We start from the raw sequence: 20,408 nt of genomic DNA on the forward strand, positions 1-20,408 counted from the left end.
CCGATCGCCTACGGCGACGGCGCCACGCGCTTAGCCCGCAGGAGGAGGTTGGGGGACGTAACCGAACGCGGCCAGGCGCTGGCCGGATGCCTCATAAGCTGCAGCCGGCATGTCGCTCACGCCGGTCGCGTCGATCCACTTGTTGTAGAAGTTGAACAGAGAGCACACGGTGATCGCATCGTACACTGCTTCCTCGGTCCACCCCGCCGCCACCACCGCCTGCACGTCCTCCTTCTCAAGGCGACTGGATTCCCGATTCATCTTCTCCAGAAAAGCGAACATAGCCTTCTCCCGCGCGCTTATCGGCGCGGTCCGGAAATCATCGAGCACGGCCTCCACCATCGCGCGATCCTCGAGCAGCGTCGCCGCGACCGCGGCATGTGAGCCGATTCAGAAGAGGCAATCGTTCCGGCGCGAGGTGAATGCCGCGATCAGCTCCCTAAATCCCGGTGCGAGAGGAGAGGGACCGCGCATCACGCCTTGAGTAAACGCGGAAAGATGTTCCGTGCGGTCCGGCTTGAACGCAAACAGGTGCATGATCTGCGGCACGGGGAGACCTGCCGCCCGCATTTCAGCGATCGTGCCGGAGTAAGCGCCCTTCGGCTCCGCCTGCTCGACTTCAGTAAGGAACATCGGCTTCATCAGTTGGGTCCGGTGTGATAGTGGGTGGCAAAAAGATGCTGCGCGGAGCGCGAAGCGACCACAAGCCGACCGGCGGCACGCTTCACGACGTCGATCCTCCCGAAACAGTGATAACGCGTCGTTCGGCTGCGGAGCGCCGGGCTGCCTCTATTATCTCCAGTCCGGCAACCGCGTCAGCAGGATCCACCGGCGGCGGCCCGCCGTCGCGGAGTGACGCGACAACTCCCTCATAGAACCGGTGATACGCTCCTGTCTCGGTCGGGATCGTAACGACCGCATCGCCGCTTCCCAACTGTCCGCTGCTGTCGCGGAGCTCCTGCGTCGACCCGGTGGGATCAAACCGCCAATCCCTTCGGAGCATGGCTTCCTGAACGTCGAGCCCATGCTTGACGTATGCCGCCCGGCTGCCGAGGAGGCGAATGCGCGGGCCGCCTTGAGCGGCAACGGCGCTCATGAACAGATGAGAGCGCACACCAGAGGCGTGGGTCAGCGCCACGAAGCTGTCGTCGTCGACTTCGACCGATGATCGGCGGCGATCCAACTCGGCATAGACATGACTCCCGGGGCCGAAGAGAACGAGTGCCTGGTCGATGAGGTGGCAGCCTAAATCGTAGAGGAGCCCCCCCGCTTCCTCCGGCGCGCCGAGCTCGCGCCACCCCGGTTTGGGAACGGAACGCCAGCGCTCGAACCGCGACTCGAACCGGAGGGGCTCGCCGAGCGCGCCTTCGCGCAGCAGCCGGCGTAGTGTGAGGAAGTCGCCGTCCCACCGCCGGTTATGAAATACGGTGAGCATGAGTCGCTGCTCGCGAGCTTCATTGGTGAGCCGCCGGCCTTCGGCGGCCGTCGGAGCGAGCGGCTTGTCGACGACGACGTGCAGTCCGGCGGCGAGCGCGGCCAGCGCCAGGGGCACGTGCGTACGATTCGGCGAGGCGACGACGACCAGGTCGAGGTCCGCGGCATGCTCCCAAAGTTGTGCCGGAGTGCCGAAGAGGCCGGCCCCCGGGTGCGAGCGCCGCGCTGCTTCCCGCCGTTCGGCATTCCCGGTCACCACTGCGGCGAGGCGCAGTCCCTGGGTCGCCGCGATCAACGGAGCATGAAAGACGGCGCCCGCGAGCCCGTACCCGATCAGGCCAACGCGAATCGATCCGCGCTGATCCGAAGAATCAAATTGCTGAGGCGTCAGGGAGCGGTGTCGGCCGCCGGCTCACCGAGCCGCCGGATGCGGATGTTGCGGTACCACACGCGGTCGCCGTGATCCTGCAGCGCGATGTGCCCGCGCAGCTGCCGCCCATACTCCGGCATCGTGGCGAACTTGCTCTGGCGCACCCGCTCCTGCCACTCCGGGCTTCCCTGCTCGTACTCGAGGAGCTCCCGGCCGTTGAGCCAGTGCTCCACGTGCGGCCCGCGCGCGACGATGCGGGCTTCGTTCCACTCGCCTGGCGGCCTGGTCACGTCCACCGTGGGCGCGTACAGCCCATAGTTGGCGCCGGCCGATGTCAGCGGACTGCGGCCATCCACGTGACGCGCGTTGTCCAGCACCTGCATCTCGGGACCCGTCTCCCACACGTTGTCACGTTGTTCGGCAGCCCGGTAAAATATTCCGCTGTTGCCGCCTTCCGAGATGCGCCACTCAAGTGTGAGCTCGAAGTCACCGTACTGGTCGCGTGACACTATGTCGCCGCCGTCCGCGCCCGGAACGAAAGCGAGCACGCTGTCCTCCACACGCCAGCCCGACGGCAGGTCCTCGCGGTGGTATCCGCGCCAGTGATCGAGGCCGCTGCCATCGAACAAGGCCGTCCACCCGTCGCTCATCTGATCCGATTCAGGTTGCGACGGGGTGCAGCCCGCACCGACGATCACGCCGCACAGCGCCAGGAGCGCGGTGAAAGCGCCCCGCCCGCGTCCGCAGGGAAAGGCGCGGGCCGTCAGCGTAGGATCCGCCTGAGATGTTCGTAGCTCGCTCTGACGCTCGCGAGGGAATCGGCCGGGTTGTCGTGCTCGACGAAGAAATGTTTGAGCCCGGCCCGCTCACCGGCCGCGAACAACCGCCCGAAATCGATGTCGCCTTGACCGACGCTCACCATCTCCCGCGCGCCGGCGACGTCACGCATGTCCTTCACGTGCCAGAGCGGGAAGCGCCCCGGATGGTGCTCGAAGTACCAGAGTGGATCGCGCCCGCCGCGCGTGATCCAGAACAGATCGAGCTCCATGGTCACGAGCTCGGGATCGGTCTCGGCGAGCAGCACGTCGTACGGCGTCGTTCCGGGGAAGACCCCGGGGTCAAACTCGAAGTCGTGGTTGTGATACCCCAACTGGAACCCGCGATCACGGCACGCCCTCCCGATTCGGTCGAGGTCCGCGGCCAGGCGCCGGTAGCCGTCGGCCGTGCGCTCCGACTCGGCGAGCCACGGGCAGACGATGTAGCGGTGCTCGATGATTTCGGCCGCCGCAAGCACGGCATCGAGGGTGTTCCGCAGCGCATCGAGCGGTTGGTGCACGCCAGGCGCCGCCAATCCGAGCCGGGCGAGAAGCGCCCGTAGCTGCGCCGGCTCCTGTCCGAAGTACCCGGCGAACTCCACCTCGGTGTACCCGATCGCGGCCAGGGCCGCCAGAGTGCCGGGGAGATCGCGCGCCATCAGGTCGCGCACCGTGTAGAGCTGCACGCCGATCGCACGCGTGCCCGCCGGCAGCAGTGCGGTGCCGCCGGCTTCCGCCTCGCGGCGGGCGCACTTCGCGCCCGCCGTCAGGCCACCGGCGGCCAGCGCGGCAGCGGCACGCAGGAGTGCGCCGACGAACGCGCGGCGCGTGTCCGGCCCGGAAGGGATACCTGGGGAGTTCATCACGGGACCCGTGGAAATGTAGCCGTCGAACGCGCCGCGCGACATATTCGAATTCAGGCCGCTACGCAGCTTCCGTTGCACGCGAGCAAGGTGGCGCGTGCGCAAATTCGCAACCGCCAGCGAGGACACGATGCAGGATACCAGCTACGATGCGATCGTCGTCGGATCCGGGATCTCCGGCGGATGGGCGGCCAAGGAGCTCACGGAAAAGGGACTCCGCGTGCTGCTGCTCGAGCGCGGCCGCAACGTGGAGCACATCAAGGACTACGTCAACGCGACCAAGGCGCCGTGGCAGTACCCGCATCGCGGCGGCCGCACCCGCGCGATGGAAGAGGCGTACCCGGTCCTCAAGCGCGACTACCCGCTGAACGAGAAGAACCTCGAGTTCTGGGCATCGGACAAGGACAACCCGTACACGGAAGTGAAGCGGTTCGACTGGTTCCGCGGGTACCAGGTCGGCGGTAGGTCACTCATGTGGGGGCGGCAGAGCTACCGGTGGAGTGAATTCGATTTTGAGGCCAACGCGAGGGACGGAATCGCGACCGACTGGCCGATCCGGTACGCCGACCTCGCCCCCTGGTACGATCACATCGAGCCGCACGCCGGGATCTCGGGGTCGCTCGAAGGGCTCCCGCAGCTCCCCGATGGCAAGTTCCAACCGGCGATGCCGCTGAATTGCGGCGAGGAGCTGGTCGCCGGGCGGCTGAGCAAACTGTACGACGGACGGCGACGCATCATCCCTGGCCGCGTCGCGAACCTCACGCGAGAGCTTACCGGCCGCTCAGCCTGCCAGTACCGGGATGCCTGCTGGCTCGGCTGCCCGTATGGGGCCTACTTCAGCACGCAGTCATCCACGCTGCCCGCGGCCGCGAAAACCGGACGCCTCACGCTCAAGCCGTTCGCGATCGTCACCGAGGTGCTGTACGACCGCGATCGCAAGCGCGCGACCGGCGTCCGCGTCCTCGACGCGGTAAGCGACCAGACTACGGACCATTCGGCCCGCGTGATCTTCCTCTGCGCCTCGACGCTCAACTCCACCTGGCTGCTGATGCGCTCGGCGACCGACGTTTGGCCCGGCGGGCTCGGTAGCAGCTCCGGTGAGCTGGGCCACAATCTCATGGACCACCACTTCCGCGTCGGCGCGGGCGGGAAGCTCGAGGGGATGGAGGACCGGTATTACAACGGCAGGCGACCCACCGGTTTCTATATCCCGCGCTACCGGAACCTGTTCGGCGACAAGCGCGCATATCTCCGCGGCTTCGGTTACCAGGGAAGCGCCGGACGCCAGGGGTGGTCGAGAGCGGTCGCCGAGCTGGGTGTCGGCGCCGCCTTCAAGGATTCGCTGTCGCAGCCGGGAGACTGGTCAATCGGTGCCACCGCCTTCGGCGAGATGCTCCCGAATCACGCAAACCGGATCTCACTCGACGAGACGAAGCGCGACAAATGGGGTCTGCCGGTCCTGAAGATCGACTGCGCTACGGGCGAGAACGAGCGGTCGATGCGCAAGGACATGATGACGGATATGGCGGACATGCTCGAGCAGTGCGGCGCGAAGGGAGTATACACGTACGACAACGAGTACTTCCCCGGCATGGGAATCCACGAGATGGGGACGGCGCGCATGGGGCGCGATCCGAAGACCTCGGTGCTCAACGCGCACAACCAGGTGTGGGACGCGCCCAACGTCTTCGTTACGGACGGTTCCTGCATGGCGTCTGCCGCGTGCCAGAATCCGTCGCTCACCTATATGGCGCTCACCGCGCGCGCGGCCGATTTCGCGGTGCGCGAGCTGAATCGCCGCAACATTTGACCGGAGAGTCGCCGATGGCCGCACACGAAAACGCGGGTGACCTCACTCCCGGGATGATCGACCGCCGCGAGGCGATCCTGCGCGTAACCGCGCTGCTCGGCGGGGTTGCGCTGGTCGGCGGCAGCGCGCTGCTCACCGGTTGCCGGGACGAAGACCGTGGCGTCACCGGCGCGCTGTTCACACCCGAGGACATCGCGTTCCTCGACGAGGTCGCGGAAACGATTCTTCCCGCCACGAGCACGCCCGGCGCGAAAGCCGCGAAGACGGGCGCGTTCATGGCGCTCATGGTGACGGACAGCTACAGCCCGCGCGATCAGGCTGTCTTCCGTGAGGGCATGCGCAAGCTCGACGAAGCGAGCCGCAAGGCGCACACCGTCTCGTTCATGACCGCGACGCCGCGGCAGCGGCTCGCCCTGCTCGAGGCGGTCGATCGCGAGCAGAAGGCCGAGAGCGACGCCCGCAGGGATGAGAAGGAAGAGCGGCAGCGAGCCGAGGCGGCTCTGAGCGACCAGCGCCAGGAGGCGGCACCGGGCGCCGACGTCGGCGCGGCCGCCGCGATAACCGAGGACCCCCCACCGCACTACTTTCGGATGATGAAGGAGCTCGCGCTGCTCGGCTATTTCACGTCGGAGATCGGCTACACGCAGGCGCTGCGCTACGAGGAATCGCCCGGCCGCTTCGATCCGTGCGTGCCGTATCGGCCCGGCGAGAAGGCTTGGGCTCCGCACGCCTGAGCTGTGGTGCAACAAAGGACTGAAATGATGGCGACCTTCGTCGCATGGTTCACCGTTTCCGCGTGCGCCGTTGCGGCTCCATCGCCGAGCCCTGTGTGGCACGACGAATTCGACGGACCCGCGGGCGCGTCTTTTGATCGGTCGAGGTGGGTCGCTGACACGGGCGGACACGGCTTCGGCAACCAGGAGCGGCAGTTCTACACGACGCGCGGCGAGAACATCGCCCTGGACGGTGAAGGCCATCTGGTGATCACCGCCCGCGCCGAGCCGGCGGAGTCCGGGTACGCATGCTGGTACGGACGCTGTCTCTACACGTCGACGCGGCTCAAGACCAAGGGGCTGTTCGCGCAGACGTACGGCCGCTTCGAGGCGCGGATCCGCGTTCCACGCGGACAGGGACTCTGGCCCGCCTTCTGGATGCTCGGCGCGGACATCGATTCCGTCGGATGGCCCCGGAGCGGCGAGATCGATATCATGGAGCACATCGGGCGCGAGCCGGCCGTAGCGTACGGCACGTTGCACGGCCCGGGCTATTCGGGCGCTGGCGGCATCAGCCGGGCCGACACGCTGTCTCGAGGGGGCTACGCGGACGACTTCCACGTCTTCGCGGTCGCATGGCGGCCGGGCGAGGTCCGCTGGTACGTCGACGGGCGCCCCTACCATCGACTGACGCCGGCGGACCTGCCGGCGGGTACGAAGTGGGTGTTCGATCATCCTTTCTTCTTGCTGCTCAACGTCGCGGTGGGCGGAGGTTGGCCAGGGGATCCCGACACGTCGACGACGTTCCCGCAGCAAATGGTGGTGGACTATGTGCGCGCGTATCGCGATCCGTAAGAAGGTCGATGTGCGGGAGACTGGGAGACCGGCGGAATTGACCCGAATGCTGGTCTTCCTCGGTGCCATTGCCACGCTCGGTTGCTCGGTCAATCAGGTCGCCTCCACGCAGGCAGCCCTGACGGCGGCGCCGGGCGAGGATCGGCGAGAGCGCCTTTTCGTGGATTCTGTGCTCGCGGGGATGACGCTGGAAGAAAAGGTCGGCCAGCTCAACCAGCTCTCGGGCTTGGGAGCGCCCACCGGACCCGGCGGAGCTCCGGCGGGAATCGAACAGATCAGGCGGGGCGAGGTGGGCTCTTTCCTCAACGTCGTGGGAAGAGACACGGTCGTGCGATTGCAGCGGATCGCCGTGGAGCAGTCGCGGACGCACATCCCGCTGCTCTTCGCGCTCGACGTCATTCACGGGTTCCGCACGACGTTTCCCGTCCCGCTCGCCGAAGCCAGCAGCTGGGATCCTGCCGCTGTCCAGCGCTCGGCTCGGATCGCCGCGGCGGAAGCAGCCGCGCAAGGCATCAGCTGGACCTTCGCGCCGATGGTAGACATCGCGCGGGATCCTCGTTGGGGACGCATCGTCGAGGGCTCGGGAGAGGACCCGTACCTGGGCGCGATAATGGCCGCCGCACGAGTGCGGGGCTTTCAGGGCAGCAGCCTCCGCAACCCCGGCACCATTGCCGCGACAGCCAAGCACTTCGCCGCGTACGGAGCAGCCGAGGGTGGGCGCGATTACAACATCGCGGACGTACCGGAGCGGACGCTGCGCGACGTCTACCTGCCGCCTTTCCAGGCGGCGGTGTGCGCCGGCGCCCAGACTCTGATGGCGGCGTTCAATGAGATCGACGGCGTTCCGGCGCACGCGCACAAGCGACTGCTGACCGACATCCTGCGCGGCGAATGGGGATTCGACGGCGCGGTAGTAAGCGATTGGACCGGCATCGGCGAGCTGCTCAATCACGGCATCGGCGGCGACAGCGCCAGCGTCGGAACCCTCGCTCTGAACGCGGGCGTCGACATCGACATGGTGAGCGAGATCTTCCGCAAGCAGCTGCCGTCGCTCGTGCGCGCCGGGAGCGTGGCGCCGCAGACTTTGGACGAAGCGGTGCGCCGCGTGCTCCGGCTCAAGTACCGGCTCGGCCTCTTTCAGAACCCGTATCGCGTGGGGGACTCCGCCCACGTGCAGGGAGTCGGACTTTCCGCCGAGAATCGCGAGGCCGCGCGGGAAGTGGCGCGCGCGTCGATCGTACTGCTGAAGAACGATCGCAACACCCTGCCCCTCTCGAAAGACCTTGGCACGCTGGCTGTGATCGGTGAGCTGGCCGCCGACAGCGGTGCCGCCATCGGCAATTGGTCGGCGCTTGGCCGCGGAGCGGACGCGGTATCGGTCCTCACCGGCATCCGGCGCGCGGTCTCGCCGCGGACGCGCGTGGTGCACGAGCGGGGGGCATCTCCCATGGACGACGACAGCACGGGAATCGCCGGCGCCGTGCGCGTCGCAAGGCAGGCTGACGCGATCGTGCTGGTGCTCGGCGAGTCGCCGTTGCAGAGCGCGGAGGCGGCGAGTCGCGCCAGCGTCGAGCTTCCGGGGGCGCAGCTGCGGCTCGCGCAAGCGATTGCCGCGACCGGAAAACCCGTCGTAGTGGTGCTGATGAACGGCCGGCCACTCGCGCTTCAATGGCTGCACGACAACGTGCCGGCAATCGTGGAGACGTGGTTTTTGGGAGTGGAGCACGGGACCGCGACGGCGGACGTGCTGTTCGGCGATTACAACCCCGGCGGCAAGCTGGCCGCGACCTTCCCGCGAGTGACGGGCCAGGTGCCGATCTACTACAGCCACCGCAACACGGGCCGCCCCCCGACCAACGAGAAATACACGTCGAAATACATCGACGTGCCGTGGACTCCGTTGTACCCGTTCGGTCACGGCTTGAGCTACACCAGTTTTCGCCATGGCACTCCGCGGGCCAGCGCGACGACGATGCGGCCCGCAGACACGCTACGCGTCGAGGTGGACGTCACGAACGCGGGCAGGGTCGCAGGCGACGAGGTCGTGCAGCTCTACATTCGCGACGACGTCGGGAGCGTCACGCGTCCCGTACGAGAACTGCGCGGATTCCGCCGGGTGCGACTGGCCCCGGGCGAGACCCGCACAATTGTGTTCGCGATCCACGTCCAGGATCTCGCGTTCCACGATGCCGCTTTGGCTCGCGTAGCGGAGCCGGGAACCTTTACCGTGTTCGTCGGGGGCAGCTCGGCAAGCACGAACCAGCTTCGATTCCGGCTCGAGACGGCGGATGGGCATCCGGTTCGAGTACCGGGAACATGCGCGGGGGTCCGCGAAACCGTTCTTGACATCTCCAATCCGGGGCAGTAATAGAGGGGATCTTCCGGACCGGCCACGCGGTTGCCTGGCCCGGATTACGAGGGTCGAAATAGGCAGAGTTACCTGACTTCCTCTTTCGGAAGGGAGGGTCGTACGCTCCTGCTTCGTGCGTTTGTTTTACTGCTGTGTAGCTCGCTGTTGTCCGCCTCGCCGACCCGTGTTGCCGCTCGGGCCGACACGCCGATCCATCCCGGTGCTTCCGACCCGGTCTATCTGATTATCCGCAGTGACGATGCCGGAATGAGCCACAGCGTGAACCTGGCTCTCGAGCGGCTCATCGCGACCGGCCTGCCGGTTTCCGTGTCGGTCATGTTCCCCACTCCGTGGTACCAGGAAACGGTGGAGATCCTGCAGCGAAACCCCGCGGTCGCGGTGGGAATTCACTTGACGCTCAACTCGGAGTGGAAGAACTACCGTTGGGGACCCGTGGCGGGCCGCAGTGCGGTTCCCACGCTCGTGGATGCCGACGGGTACTTCTTTCCGGACGGCGCCGCGCTGTATCGCAACCACCCTGACCCAAGGGAAGTCGAGCTGGAGCTGCGCGCGCAAATCCAACGGGCGCAGCGGTCGGGTCTGAAGATCGACTACATGGATTACCACATGGGCACGGCGGTTCGCTACCCCGAGTTTCGCGAGATCACGGAGCGGCTAGCGGGTGAGTTTGGTCTTGGCATGTCGGGATACTTTGGGGAGACCAGACACGATCCCCAGTACCGGGCGGCCCCGGAGAACAAGATCGACAGCCTGGTGGCGCTGATCGGTCGCCTCCCGGAGCGGCTCAACATGGTGGTGACTCACGTGGGGATAGACGACGCCGAGCTGGGCGCGCTGCTGGATATGAACACCGGCCAACCTCTCGCCAAGATGAGCAAGAATCGCCAGGGAGAGCTTGATGCGCTCACGTCACGGACGTTCAGCGAAGCGGTCCAGGCTCGCAACGTCCGGCTCATTACGTACCGCCAGCTGATCGACATGCAGGGCTTGCAGTCCATGCGCAGACCAGGAGGATGACACCGAATGCGTGCTACTTGGAGGGTAATCATGGAGAAGATTCAGTCGGGTAGGAGCTCATTCCGGAACAGCCACCTTCACCGGCTTGGCGCGGTGGGGATGGCCATTCTGCTCACACTGGCATTCGGCGGAACTGCGCTGGCCCAGCGGATACCGATCTCCGGAACCGTCACTTCCGCGGGCGGCACCCCCCTTCAGGGAGTGAGAGTGCGGTTACAGGGGACGGATGTCGTCGCGATTACGGGCGCGAACGGGAGATACTCCATAGCGGCTCCCTCGAATGGAACCCTGAGCTTTACTCTCGTGGGCCAGCGCGCCGTCGAGACACCGATCGCCGGACGGACGACCGTCGACGTCACGATGGAGGCCATTTCCTATCTGGAGCAGGTCGTGGTTACCGCCTACACGGAACAGCGGCGGGCAGATATCACCGGTGCGGTCTCAAGCGTCAACGTTGAAAGCGCTTCCCGACAGACGGGCGCGAGTGTGCTCCAGCGGCTGGACGCCGCCGTACCCGGCATAACGGTTGTTGCGAGCGGTTCGCCCGGCGCACGCAGCACCGTCAGAATCCGCGGCATCAGTTCCTTCCAGAACAACGATCCTCTTTATGTCATTGATGGAACTCCGGTTCAGGAATCCTATCTCAATTTTCTGAACCCCAATGACATCACGTCGATCCAGGTCCTGAAGGATGCGTCGTCGGCCTCGATTTTCGGTGCGCGCGCCAGTAACGGTGTGATTCTCATCGAGACCACGAAGAAGGGCGTCGCCGGACCACCCCAGGTCACATTTCGGGCGAGAACCGGGATGGCGACTCCGGTACGCGGCTATGACGACATACTCATTACCAACTCGCTGGACTACTTCCAGGTAATGAAGGCAAGCTACGAGAACGCCGGAGAGGCGGTCCCGACCAACATCTACGGGGACCCCAACAACCCGTCGGTCCCTGCTTTCATCTGGCCGAACAACTGCCCTGCGACGTCCGCCTGCACGGGCGTCGTCACCTCGTTCGACGCGTTTGGACGGCCGACCGCCGTGAATCAGGCTGCGTATTCCTATCCCAATACGTTGATCATGCCCGGCAGCCAGGGCACCAACTGGTGGGACGCCGTCTTCGGTTCGGCGATGGTGTCGGATTACAACCTGGATGTCGCGGGGGGCGGTGAGGACAACGCATACCGTGTCTCCTTCAATTACTTCGATCAGGGCGGCACCGCGAAGTTCAATCACTTCAAGCGGGGGAGCGTCCGCGTCAACACCATATTCACCCGCGGCAAGCTGAACTTCGGTGAGAACATCTCGCTCGCTCTCGAGCGACATGTTGGCGGGCTGCCGAACGATCCGGGTGGCTACGCCGAAGACGGCATCCTCGGCAAGAACATTCTGCAGCAGCCCGTCATCCCGATATACGACATAAACGGCAATTTCGCCGGCGGAAAGGCCAAAACCCTGGGCAACCAGGGCAATCCCCTCAAGTTTGCGTCGGCTGCAAGGAACAACACAACCAAAAACAACCAGGTCTTCGGCAACGTGTTCGCCGGCCTGGACGTAAGCCCACAGTTCTCATTCAAGAGCAGGCTCGGATTCAACGTGGCACAGAGAACCAGCCTCACCTTCACTCCGGCCTCTCCCGAGGTCGCCGAGGCGACGTTCGGCAATGGCGCGGGCGAGAACAGGAACGACTTCAACGATTGGACCTGGACCAATACGCTGAGGTATGTCAAGGCGCTTTCCCGGCACAACTTCGATCTGTTGGTCGGACAGGAAGCGAATAGAGGCAACAACCGGTACATCGAGGCATCAATTGGCAACCTCCTGAACACCAGCCCGGATTCCAGATACATCCAGGACGCGCTGGGCCAGGCCAGCACCAAGAACGTCTTCACGACCGGTGGCCGGAATGCCTTGTTGTCCGTTTTTGGAAAGGCCGACTACAACTTCGCCGACAAATACGTCGCGAGCTTTACGCTGCGGAGAGACGGCTCCTCCCGGCTGGCGCCCGGCAACCAGTGGGGAACTTTCCCGGCAGCGGGCCTGGGTTGGAGAATATCCAACGAGCCCTTCCTGGCGAACAGCAGAATCTTCTCGGACGTCATGTTGCGGTTTGGCTGGGGCGTCACCGGAAACCAGCTCATACCCTCCGGACGTATCGTCGCTCAATTCGGCGGCAGCCGGGGAGATACCTACTACGACGTGGCAGGATCAAACAGCACGATCGTAGGGGGATTCCGCCAAACGTCGTTGGGCAATCCCAATCTGAAGTGGGAAGAGAACAAGTCCACGAACGTGGGCGCCGACATGGTCCTTTTCGAAGGCAAGGTCAATTTCATCGTCGACGTGTATCGGCGGGCGACCAGCAACCTGCTGTTCGACCCGCGACTCCCGGCGACGGCCGGCGTCGCCGCTCCCCCGATCGTCAATATCGGGGAGATGAAAAACACGGGCGTCGACTTCTCCATCGGACATCAGGCCGCGTCATGGAGCGTCTCCTTCAACGGCAGCCACTACAAGAACGAGATCGTCTCGATCGACGGAGTCCAGGACTTCTTCTACGGTCCGATATCGACGCGCTTCGGCAATCAGGTCATCAACCAGGTCGGTCATCCGATCGGCTCGTTCTATGGCCTCGTGACGGACGGCTATTTCCAGACCCAGGCCGAGGCGGACGCCCACACCGCGGATCCGGTCACCCTGGTATGCGCGACTCCTCCCTGTCAGGACGGGGCCGCTCCCGGCCGGTTCAAGTTCAAGGATGTAAACGGCGACGGGATCGTGAATGCGGCGGACCGAACCATTATCGGGAATCCCCATCCGGATTTCACGGCCGGCCTGGATCTGGGGCTGCGACGGGGAAATTGGGACCTGAACGCGACTCTCTTCGGGACGTTCGGGAGCGACATCTTCGAGAATCAGAAGGAATTCTACGTGTTCCGCGAGTTCGAGACGAATGTCCGAAAGGACCTGCTCAAGAATTCGTGGACGCCCGAAAACCCGAACGCCAAGTATCCCCGCATCGACCGGAACGACTCCTTCAGCTCCGCGATCAGCGATTTCTACGTTGCGGACGGGTCGTACGTCAGGCTGCGCAACGTGCAGCTCGGGTACACGGTTCCCTCGTCGTTCGCGCGCTGGTTACCGGCGGGCTCCCGGGTTTATCTCCAGGGAGAGAACCTGTTCACCTTTACCGGTTACGAGGGCCTCGATCCGGCGCTCCCCACGGCGAACGTCTTCGGGGCCGCCGGCGACGTTCGTGATCAGTATCGGGGCGTCGATCGTGGATCGTATCCCAGCAACAGAGTTTTCAGCATTGGCGTCGTCACCACGTTCTAGCCACCCGCCTCTTTCAAGGGATGCATAGACGATGAAAATCGTATCGAAACACCCACTCCTCGTCGGAATGGCGCTTCTGGCTCTCGCGACCGGCACCATCTACGGTTGCAGCGACTTCTTGACTGATAGCGCCACTCCGCAAGGGACTTTGGATGAAGGGACGCTCGCTAATCGAGCGGGAGTTGAAGGCACGCTCATTGGAGCGTATCGACCTCTGGACTGCACGAATACCAGTGGTGCCTGGGGATGCGCCGCCAGCAACTGGGTCTGGTCTACTGTTGCCAGCGACGAGTCCTACAAAGGGTCCACCGGGAGCGATCAGCCACCCATCAATGACATCGAGGGTTACCACTGGGGATCGGCCAAAGCCGAGGACTACCTGAATCAAAAGTGGTCGCACCTCTATGAAGGAGTGGTCCGAAGCAACGCGGCGCTACGCCTCGTCAAGAGTGTGGTAGCCTCGAGTCCGGGAGAGTTTACCGCCGCGGAGGCTAGCAGCATCGAGGGAGAGGCCTTGTTCCTCAGAGCCCATTACCACTTCGAGGCATACCGGATGTGGGGGAACATCCCGTACTACCACGAAGATGATACGGATTTTCGCAAGGCGAATGAGACGAGCGACCAGGTCGTTGCAGACCTCCTGGCGGACCTCGATGCAGCCATCGAGCTGCTGCCGCCGACCCCGCGCAACGGGGAGAAGGGACGGGCGACCTCATGGGCCGCCAAAGCCTACAAAGGGCGGGTTCAGGTCTATGCGGGCCAATTTGCCGCGGCCGTGACGACGCTGAAGGACGTCAGAGACACCGGACCTTATGCGCTCGAGCAGAGCTATGACCGTGTCTGGACCGGCTTTTCGGATTTCGCCAATGGGCGGGAGACGATACTTGCCTACCAGGCGTCAGCGAATGACGGTGAGCCCGACGGGAATAATGCCAACTTTGGAGAACGGCTGAATTTTCCGAACGGTGGCCACTTCGGTTGCTGCGGTTTCAACCAGCCGACGCAGAACCTGGTCAACTTTTTCCGGGTTGATGCCGGCGGGCTTCCCTTGGCGTTGTCGGATCCGGACAACTGGAACGCGAACGATGCGAATTTCACGTCGGCGAACACTGCCCCGGTGGATCCGCGTCTGGACTGGACAGTCGGTCGGGAGGGCGTGCCACTCAAGGATTGGGGACTCTACACGGTGGCAGCTTATGCCAGGGACGTGGCAAACGGTGGTCCCTACGCTGCCAAGAAAAACATCCATGAAAATACCAGCGGCGCTGAGCAGCTAGCCGGGGGTTGGGCGCCGACGCAGCAGAATTCAGTGAACATTCACCTTTTCCGTTATGCCGACATGCTGTTGCTCCTGGCGGATGCGATGGTTGAAACCGGCGATCTCTCCGGCGCCACGGCGATGGTCAATCTCGTGAGAGCACGGGCTGGGCAGACGGCTCAGGGCCCTGGCACAGATCGCGCGACCATAGCGGTGCCGATCAATTCGCCATCGATCACCTGGGCAGTTTATCGAGTCAACCAGTATCCCACGACGTTTCCGAGTCAGGCCTACGGCCGTGAGGCGGTTCGAGCAGAACGCAGGCTCGAGCTGGCGATGGAAGGGCAACGGCTCTTTGATCTGCGCCGCTGGGGGATCGCCGCTACTGCGCTCAACGGATACCTCACGGGCATGGGCGGGGGCCGCGAAGACACCCGCAGGCTCTACCTTGCAAACGCCGAAGCTTTTACGGCCCGCCACGCTTTGTATCCGATTCCCAACATTCAGATCGAACTGAGCAAGGTCGGGAGTGAGAACAGGCTAACCCAAAATCCGGGTTGGTAAGCGGACTCGGGTAACCGAACGCACGGAAAAAAAAACGGGGCGACATTCAGTCGCCCCGTTTTTTTGCTGCTTCCCTGTCAGCGTTTCCTGATCGTAAAAGCCTGCAGCGAATCGCCAGTGTTCGCTACGAGCACCGCCTTGCCGGTCGCCGTGCCGATGAGACGCAGCTGTGCGACGTTGAGAGGAGCCAGAAAGCCGCTTTCGCTCGCGGGCACGGGAATGAAGCGACCCCGGCCGTCACCCCTCAGCCAGAGTCCGTTGCCCGCATCGGCTCTCGGCGTATTTGGCTCGGCGTCGTACAGGTTCCCCGCCAGGAGCAGGTCGAGGTGCCCGTCACCGTCGACATCGTGCGCGATCATCGCCTTGATCGGTGCGATTTGCGCCAGATTGGGTAACGCCGACGAGCTGAACCTTCCGCCGCCCTCGTTGCGCAAATAGATGCTGGCAAACGTATCAGCCTCGTAGTGCAGCGACTGCTGCAACTGGTCGGCGCTGAACAGGTCACGAATCGACGCTCGCGCGAACGATCCATACGTCGGGAATCTCACGGCGGTCGAATAGACCTCCCTGCCAAGCGGAGCCATGCCGGCGTAAGGGTACTCCGTCCCGTCCACCTGCTGCGTGAGAACGATATCCGTGGTTTGGTTGCCGGTGAAACTGCTCGCGTACACCCCGAATTTGCCGTCGTTCGAAGTCGTGTAGCTGTAGTTCAGCCCCAGATTGCCGGCTACGAGGTCGGAACGGCCGTCGTTGTCGAAGTCTCCAACCGCCAGGCTATACCACCAGCCGCGCAGCGACGGCAGTCGCGTTTGCCGCGTCACCTCGCGCAGCAGTCTTCCGTCGTTGCGATAGAAGTGGATCGGCATCCACTCGCCCACGGTGACCAGATCGAGGCGCCTGTCGCCGTCGAAATCGATCCAGACGGCATCGGTGATCATTCCCCCGGGATGCGCGAGCTCAGGCGCGACGTCTTCGGTGACATCGGTGAAATGATCACCGTCATTGCGCAGCACATAGCTTCTGGTGGGATAGGGATACTTTCTCGGTGTCAGCCGCCCACCGACGAATAGATCGGGCCGGCCATCCCCATTGAAATCACCGGCTCGCACTGTCGCAGTGCTCGTGAACATCGGTGGCAGTGCTCCATCGTTTGGCGCAAACCGGCCGCTTCCGTCGTTGATGTAGAGGCGATCCTGCAACGACGGGGAGCCGGGCGCGGCGTGATAGCCGCCGCTTGCCACGTACAAGTCCAGCTTGCCGTCCCCGTTGGCATCGAAGAACACGGCTCCCCAATCCTCGTACGATTCGTCGGCGGCCCAGGGTTGCCCCTGCGCGGATTCGACGAAACCGCCGTCCTTGCGCTGGATGAACAGCTTGCCGGGCACGCCGGCGGCCCCACCGATGAAGACATCATCGAGGGCGTCGCCGTCGACGTCGCCCACGGCTAGCGGAGGGCCCTGGCGCGAGGGCATGTACGGCAAGAGGGGCTGCACGCTGTAATCCGGCGGTGTTTCCAGCTGGTGCCGGTACTTCAGTCCCGGGCCGGGATCTACCGGCTCGAACAAGTGGTTTCGACCATGAGGACGGGCAGGACGCTTCTTCTCCGTCGCGTCGGACTGCCTAACGACCAGGAGCCGATCGACTTCGAGTCCCGTCAGTAGTTGATACCGCCCGTCAGGCCACTCGACTTCCAGGCTGTCAACGCGACGCACACGGCCCAGGCCGAAGTGCGCGCGGCCATCCATCGTGGACATGAAGCCCCGGTATGGGGAGTGGTACAGGTACTGCTTTTGTCCCCCCACCGTGAGAATCAGCCTGGCGCCGATCCCGCCTTGCTGCGGCGAATCTCCGTGCAGCCTGACCTGCAGATAGTGATGCGCGTCGTCGCCGAGCCCGGCGTTCCGGTAGATGAATGCCGGAGCGTCGATGTTATTCACCACTAGGTCCAGCCTGCCGTCGTTATCAAGGTCGGCATAGGCCGCGCCGTACGAGAAGCTGGGGCGCTGCATCCCCCATTCGCTGGTCTTGTCGGTAAACGTCAGGTCGCCCGCGTTCCGGAAGACGTAGTTGGACTCCTCGTAACCGTGGAGCCGCTGCAGGACTCCCAGTCCGGTTCTGCGCGAGCCGCTGCCATCCCCGGTTTGGCGCACGGAGGAAATGGCACTCTGGTAATCGAGATCATTGGCCGCCTTCGGGTAGCCGTTGCCGATGAAGATGTCCTTGTAGCCGTCGTTGTCGAAGTCCGCGAAGAGGGCACTCCAGCTCCAATCCGTGGCGGCGACGCCCGCAAGGCGGGCAATATCGCTGAAGATGACGTCTCCGCCGCTCGTCACTCCGTTATTCAGCTGCAGCGTGTTGACCGAGTAATCGTCGCGGAATCCGCGGTCGCGTGAGTCCAGCAGCCTCGCATAGGTCATGTACCCGCTCGTCCGTTTGCGCCGGCTCAGGTCGCGCGGCATCATGTCCGCCTGGAGAATGTCGGGCCAGCCGTCGTTGTTGAAATCGGCGATGTCGACGCCCATGCCGGCATAACTGGCGTGCTTGAGCCACCGGGCAGCCCTGTCGCTGAACGTTCCATCGCCGTTGTTGACGTACAGGACGTCGTTGGGCGCGCCATCGTTCGAGACGTAGATGTCGGGCAGCCCGTCCGCGTTCAGGTCCGACACGGCCACGCCGAGGCCATAGCCGACGGTTCGCAGGATGCCGGCTTCGGCGGACACGTTGGTGAACGTTCCCCGGCAGCTGCTCCGGTACAGCTGGTTGTGGCTGCCGGGTGTCTCCCCGCGGCCTGATGGATGCCGCGTCACCTCACTGCGCGAAAAATCCCGGGGCGAATTGTTGAGGAGGAAGAGATCTATGCACCCGTCCCCGTTGTAATCCAGAAATGCGGCGTGCGTCGTGAAGCCGGTGTCGGCGACGGCGTATTGTGCGGCAGCCTCGGTGAAGGTGCGGTCTCCGTTGTTGACGAACAACAGATTCGACCGCTGCTCCGGTTTGGACCATTCGGGCCCGGAAACGGAAACGTATATGTCCAGGTAGCCGTCGTCGTTGATGTCCACCATCGAGGCGCCGGTGGCCCACCGGCTCGTCTCGACGCCTGCCCGGGCGGTGACGTCCTCAAACCGCATCTCCCCCTTGTTCAGGTACAGGCGACTGGACACCATGTTGCCGGCAAAGAAGATGTCCGACAGTCCGTCGTTGTCGATGTCGCCGACTGCTACCCCGGCGCCGTTATACACATAGACGTCGGTCTGAACGTTTACGGAGTCGTCGGTGGTTATGGTGTTCGCGAAGGTGACGCCGGTCTGCTCCGGAGTCAGCAGCTCGAACAGCGGCCGGTCGCGATCGCCCAGGGCACAGCCGGCCAGCAACAGGATTGCGAAGCTGCCCGAATGCCGGCGAGCGCATCTCCTCACCAGGGAATCTGCGGCGACCGGTAGTAATTCACGCCGAGATAGTTCCAGCGCGGAGCATGCGCCGCGATGCGCAGGCGAAAACTCTCCCACTGCCGCCCCGACTGCGGCGTCCACCCGACTTCGGCGAGAGCCGGGAGTCGCGGGATCGCCAGGTACTGCACCGCGGTGATGTTGCGCAGCGTCTCGCTCCAGATCGGCCCTTCGACGCCGACGATGTCGCGCTCGGTCACCCCCGCTTGAAAAGTGGCGGGATCCCAGTTGTAGGCGTCTGCGACCTCGATGAGTCCGGCCCACGCGAGCCCGAGCTCGGTGGCGTTCGTGTACTTCATGTCGAGATAGGCGCGCTTGGCGGGCGACATGATCAGCTTGGCGCCGTACTTGAGCGCCAGCACGCCCGAGTCGCCCTTCCAGGGCTGCACCAGGGTGGTGGCGCGCAGCCGCGCCTTCGCGATCTCCTCCCAGCCGATCATCTCCTTGCCGTGCCGGGCCACGATGTCCTGCACCCGCTCGACGAACCGGACGTATTCGTCGTGCGTCAGCACTTCGACTTCGTCGCCGCCGATGTGGATGTACGGCCCGGGAGTGATCGCGGCGAGCTCACGGACCACGTCGTCGATCAGGGCGTAGGTCTCTTCCTTGTCGTGACAGAACGTGCTCCAGCCGACTTCGGTGCCGGTGTACAGCGCGGGCGCTCTGCGGCTGCAGCTCAGCTCCGGATGCGCGACGAGCGCGGCGTTCGTGTGCCCCGGCATGTCGATCTCGGGAACAATGGTGACGTAGCGCTCCCCGGCGTAGCGCACGATCTCGGCGTAATCGGCCTGCGTGTAGAATCCGCCCGGCCCGCCGCCGACCTGCGTCGCGCCGCCCACCGCGGCGAGCCGCGGCCTGGACTTGATCTCGATGCGCCACCCCTGATCGTCGGAGAGGTGCAGGTGCAGCACGTTCAACTTGTACAGCGCGAGCAGGTCGATGAACTGCTTGACCTCGTCGACGGTGAAGAAATGCCGCGAGACGTCGAGCATCGAGCCGCGCCAGGAGAAGCGCGGGCGGTCGTCGATCGTGACCGCGGGGATCGTCCACGTTCCGCCGAGCAGCATCTCCGACTCGATCGCCGGCGGCAGCAGCTGTCGCAGCGTCTGCACCCCCCGGAAAATTCCCGCCGCGGTCCCGGCGATGACCACCGAGTCGCGCGTTACGCTGAGCTGGTACTCCTCGCCGGTGGCGGCTGCGCTCACACGCAGAGCGATCGTGCCGGCCTTCCCGGATCCGCGGACCACCGGGATGGCGTACCCGGTCGAAGGACGGAGCAGCGCCGCGAGCATCTCCGCCGTCCGAGCGACCTCGGCGTCGTCGTCGACGACGATCGACGAGGTCGAGTCGAGCCTGAACGGCGCGCCTGCATTCATCGTCAGGGAGGCGGGGGCCGGGACGATGCTGTGAGCCGTGGCCACGCCCGCCGGCGCCGCCGTCGATTGCGCTCCGGCCGACCCTGTCACGGCAGTGCTCACGAGCAGGATCCCGGCGGCCATCGAGGCCGCGAAACGGCGGAGCGGAGTATGGGATTCTTTCATGACTCAAACGATACGAGA

At 64.5% G+C, this 20,408-nt stretch carries 14 protein-coding genes; 7 read left to right on the forward strand and 7 right to left on the reverse strand.

Going from position 1 to position 20,408, the window contains the following annotated elements:
• Window positions 1-30 precede the first annotated feature (30 nt).
• The 5 genes from WEA80_13480 to WEA80_13500 all read right to left on the reverse strand — a co-directional run bounded on the left by WEA80_13480 (window position 31) and on the right by WEA80_13500 (window position 3,482).
• Entirely contained in the window at window positions 31-339 is a 309-nt protein-coding gene (locus WEA80_13480; protein ID MEX1187588.1) for a hypothetical protein, read from the reverse strand.
• Window positions 340-390: 51 nt separating this feature from the next.
• Window positions 391-642, reverse strand: a complete 252-nt coding sequence (locus WEA80_13485) for a peroxidase (protein MEX1187589.1) — start codon at window positions 640-642, stop codon at window positions 391-393.
• Between the two features lie 82 nt (window positions 643-724).
• Window positions 725-1,825, reverse strand: coding sequence for a Gfo/Idh/MocA family oxidoreductase (locus tag WEA80_13490; GenBank protein ID MEX1187590.1), 1,101 nt, complete (start codon window positions 1,823-1,825; stop codon window positions 725-727).
• Window positions 1,822-2,454 carry a DUF1080 domain-containing protein gene (locus WEA80_13495; GenBank protein MEX1187591.1) on the reverse strand — a complete coding sequence of 211 codons (633 nt, stop codon included), beginning with the start codon at window positions 2,452-2,454 and terminating at the stop codon, window positions 1,822-1,824. Before WEA80_13495 ends, WEA80_13490 begins: the two co-directional genes overlap by 4 nt.
• 113 nt (window positions 2,455-2,567) lie before the next feature.
• Window positions 2,568-3,482, reverse strand: coding sequence for a sugar phosphate isomerase/epimerase (locus WEA80_13500; protein ID MEX1187592.1), 915 nt, complete (start codon window positions 3,480-3,482; stop codon window positions 2,568-2,570).
• Window positions 3,483-3,579: 97 nt separating this feature from the next.
• Here WEA80_13500 and WEA80_13505 point away from each other — a divergent pair, with 97 nt between their 5' ends.
• The 7 genes from WEA80_13505 to WEA80_13535 all read left to right on the forward strand — a co-directional run bounded on the left by WEA80_13505 (window position 3,580) and on the right by WEA80_13535 (window position 15,403).
• A complete protein-coding gene (locus WEA80_13505) occupies window positions 3,580-5,292 on the forward strand; it encodes a GMC family oxidoreductase (protein MEX1187593.1) in 1,713 nt (570 codons plus the stop codon).
• 14 nt (window positions 5,293-5,306) lie between these two features.
• Window positions 5,307-6,026 carry a gluconate 2-dehydrogenase subunit 3 family protein gene (locus WEA80_13510; protein MEX1187594.1) on the forward strand — a complete coding sequence of 240 codons (720 nt, stop codon included), beginning with the start codon at window positions 5,307-5,309 and terminating at the stop codon, window positions 6,024-6,026.
• 27 nt (window positions 6,027-6,053) lie between these two features.
• On the forward strand, window positions 6,054-6,860 hold the full coding sequence (locus tag WEA80_13515; protein MEX1187595.1) for a glycoside hydrolase family 16 protein: 807 nt from the start codon (window positions 6,054-6,056) through the stop codon (window positions 6,858-6,860).
• Window positions 6,861-6,906: 46 nt separating this feature from the next.
• A complete protein-coding gene (locus WEA80_13520) occupies window positions 6,907-9,228 on the forward strand; it encodes a glycoside hydrolase family 3 N-terminal domain-containing protein (GenBank protein ID MEX1187596.1) in 2,322 nt (773 codons plus the stop codon).
• 147 nt (window positions 9,229-9,375) lie between these two features.
• Window positions 9,376-10,248, forward strand: a complete 873-nt coding sequence (locus WEA80_13525) for a ChbG/HpnK family deacetylase (GenBank protein MEX1187597.1) — start codon at window positions 9,376-9,378, stop codon at window positions 10,246-10,248.
• A 99-nt stretch (window positions 10,249-10,347) separates the two neighbouring features.
• Window positions 10,348-13,581, forward strand: coding sequence for a SusC/RagA family TonB-linked outer membrane protein (locus tag WEA80_13530; GenBank protein ID MEX1187598.1), 3,234 nt, complete (start codon window positions 10,348-10,350; stop codon window positions 13,579-13,581).
• A 31-nt stretch (window positions 13,582-13,612) separates the two neighbouring features.
• On the forward strand, window positions 13,613-15,403 hold the full coding sequence (locus tag WEA80_13535; GenBank protein ID MEX1187599.1) for a RagB/SusD family nutrient uptake outer membrane protein: 1,791 nt from the start codon (window positions 13,613-13,615) through the stop codon (window positions 15,401-15,403).
• 77 nt (window positions 15,404-15,480) lie between these two features.
• On the opposite strand, the gene WEA80_13540 is transcribed toward WEA80_13535, so the two are convergent.
• Window positions 15,481-18,819, reverse strand: a complete 3,339-nt coding sequence (locus WEA80_13540; GenBank protein ID MEX1187600.1) for a VCBS repeat-containing protein — start codon at window positions 18,817-18,819, stop codon at window positions 15,481-15,483.
• Window positions 18,816-20,390, reverse strand: coding sequence for a beta-N-acetylhexosaminidase (locus tag WEA80_13545; GenBank protein ID MEX1187601.1), 1,575 nt, complete (start codon window positions 20,388-20,390; stop codon window positions 18,816-18,818). The genes WEA80_13540 and WEA80_13545 overlap by 4 nt, the downstream gene beginning before the upstream one ends.
• Between the last annotated feature and the right edge of the window lie 18 nt (window positions 20,391-20,408).

Source organism: Gemmatimonadaceae bacterium (genome assembly GCA_040882285.1).
Classification (GTDB): domain Bacteria; phylum Gemmatimonadota; class Gemmatimonadetes; order Gemmatimonadales; family Gemmatimonadaceae; genus JACDCY01.

Coding starts and splice junctions, on each gene's coding strand:
- WEA80_13485 (MEX1187589.1), bottom strand. CDS start 642: ATGAAGCCGATGTTCCTTACTGAAGTCGAGCAGGCGGAGCCGAAGGGC.
- WEA80_13495 (MEX1187591.1), bottom strand. CDS start 2,454: ATGAGCGACGGGTGGACGGCCTTGTTCGATGGCAGCGGCCTCGATCAC.
- WEA80_13500 (MEX1187592.1), bottom strand. CDS start 3,482: ATGAACTCCCCAGGTATCCCTTCCGGGCCGGACACGCGCCGCGCGTTC.
- WEA80_13510 (MEX1187594.1), top strand. CDS start 5,307: ATGGCCGCACACGAAAACGCGGGTGACCTCACTCCCGGGATGATCGAC.
- WEA80_13515 (MEX1187595.1), top strand. CDS start 6,054: ATGGCGACCTTCGTCGCATGGTTCACCGTTTCCGCGTGCGCCGTTGCG.
- WEA80_13520 (MEX1187596.1), top strand. CDS start 6,907: ATGCTGGTCTTCCTCGGTGCCATTGCCACGCTCGGTTGCTCGGTCAAT.
- WEA80_13530 (MEX1187598.1), top strand. CDS start 10,348: ATGGCCATTCTGCTCACACTGGCATTCGGCGGAACTGCGCTGGCCCAG.
- WEA80_13535 (MEX1187599.1), top strand. CDS start 13,613: ATGAAAATCGTATCGAAACACCCACTCCTCGTCGGAATGGCGCTTCTG.
- WEA80_13545 (MEX1187601.1), bottom strand. CDS start 20,390: ATGAAAGAATCCCATACTCCGCTCCGCCGTTTCGCGGCCTCGATGGCC.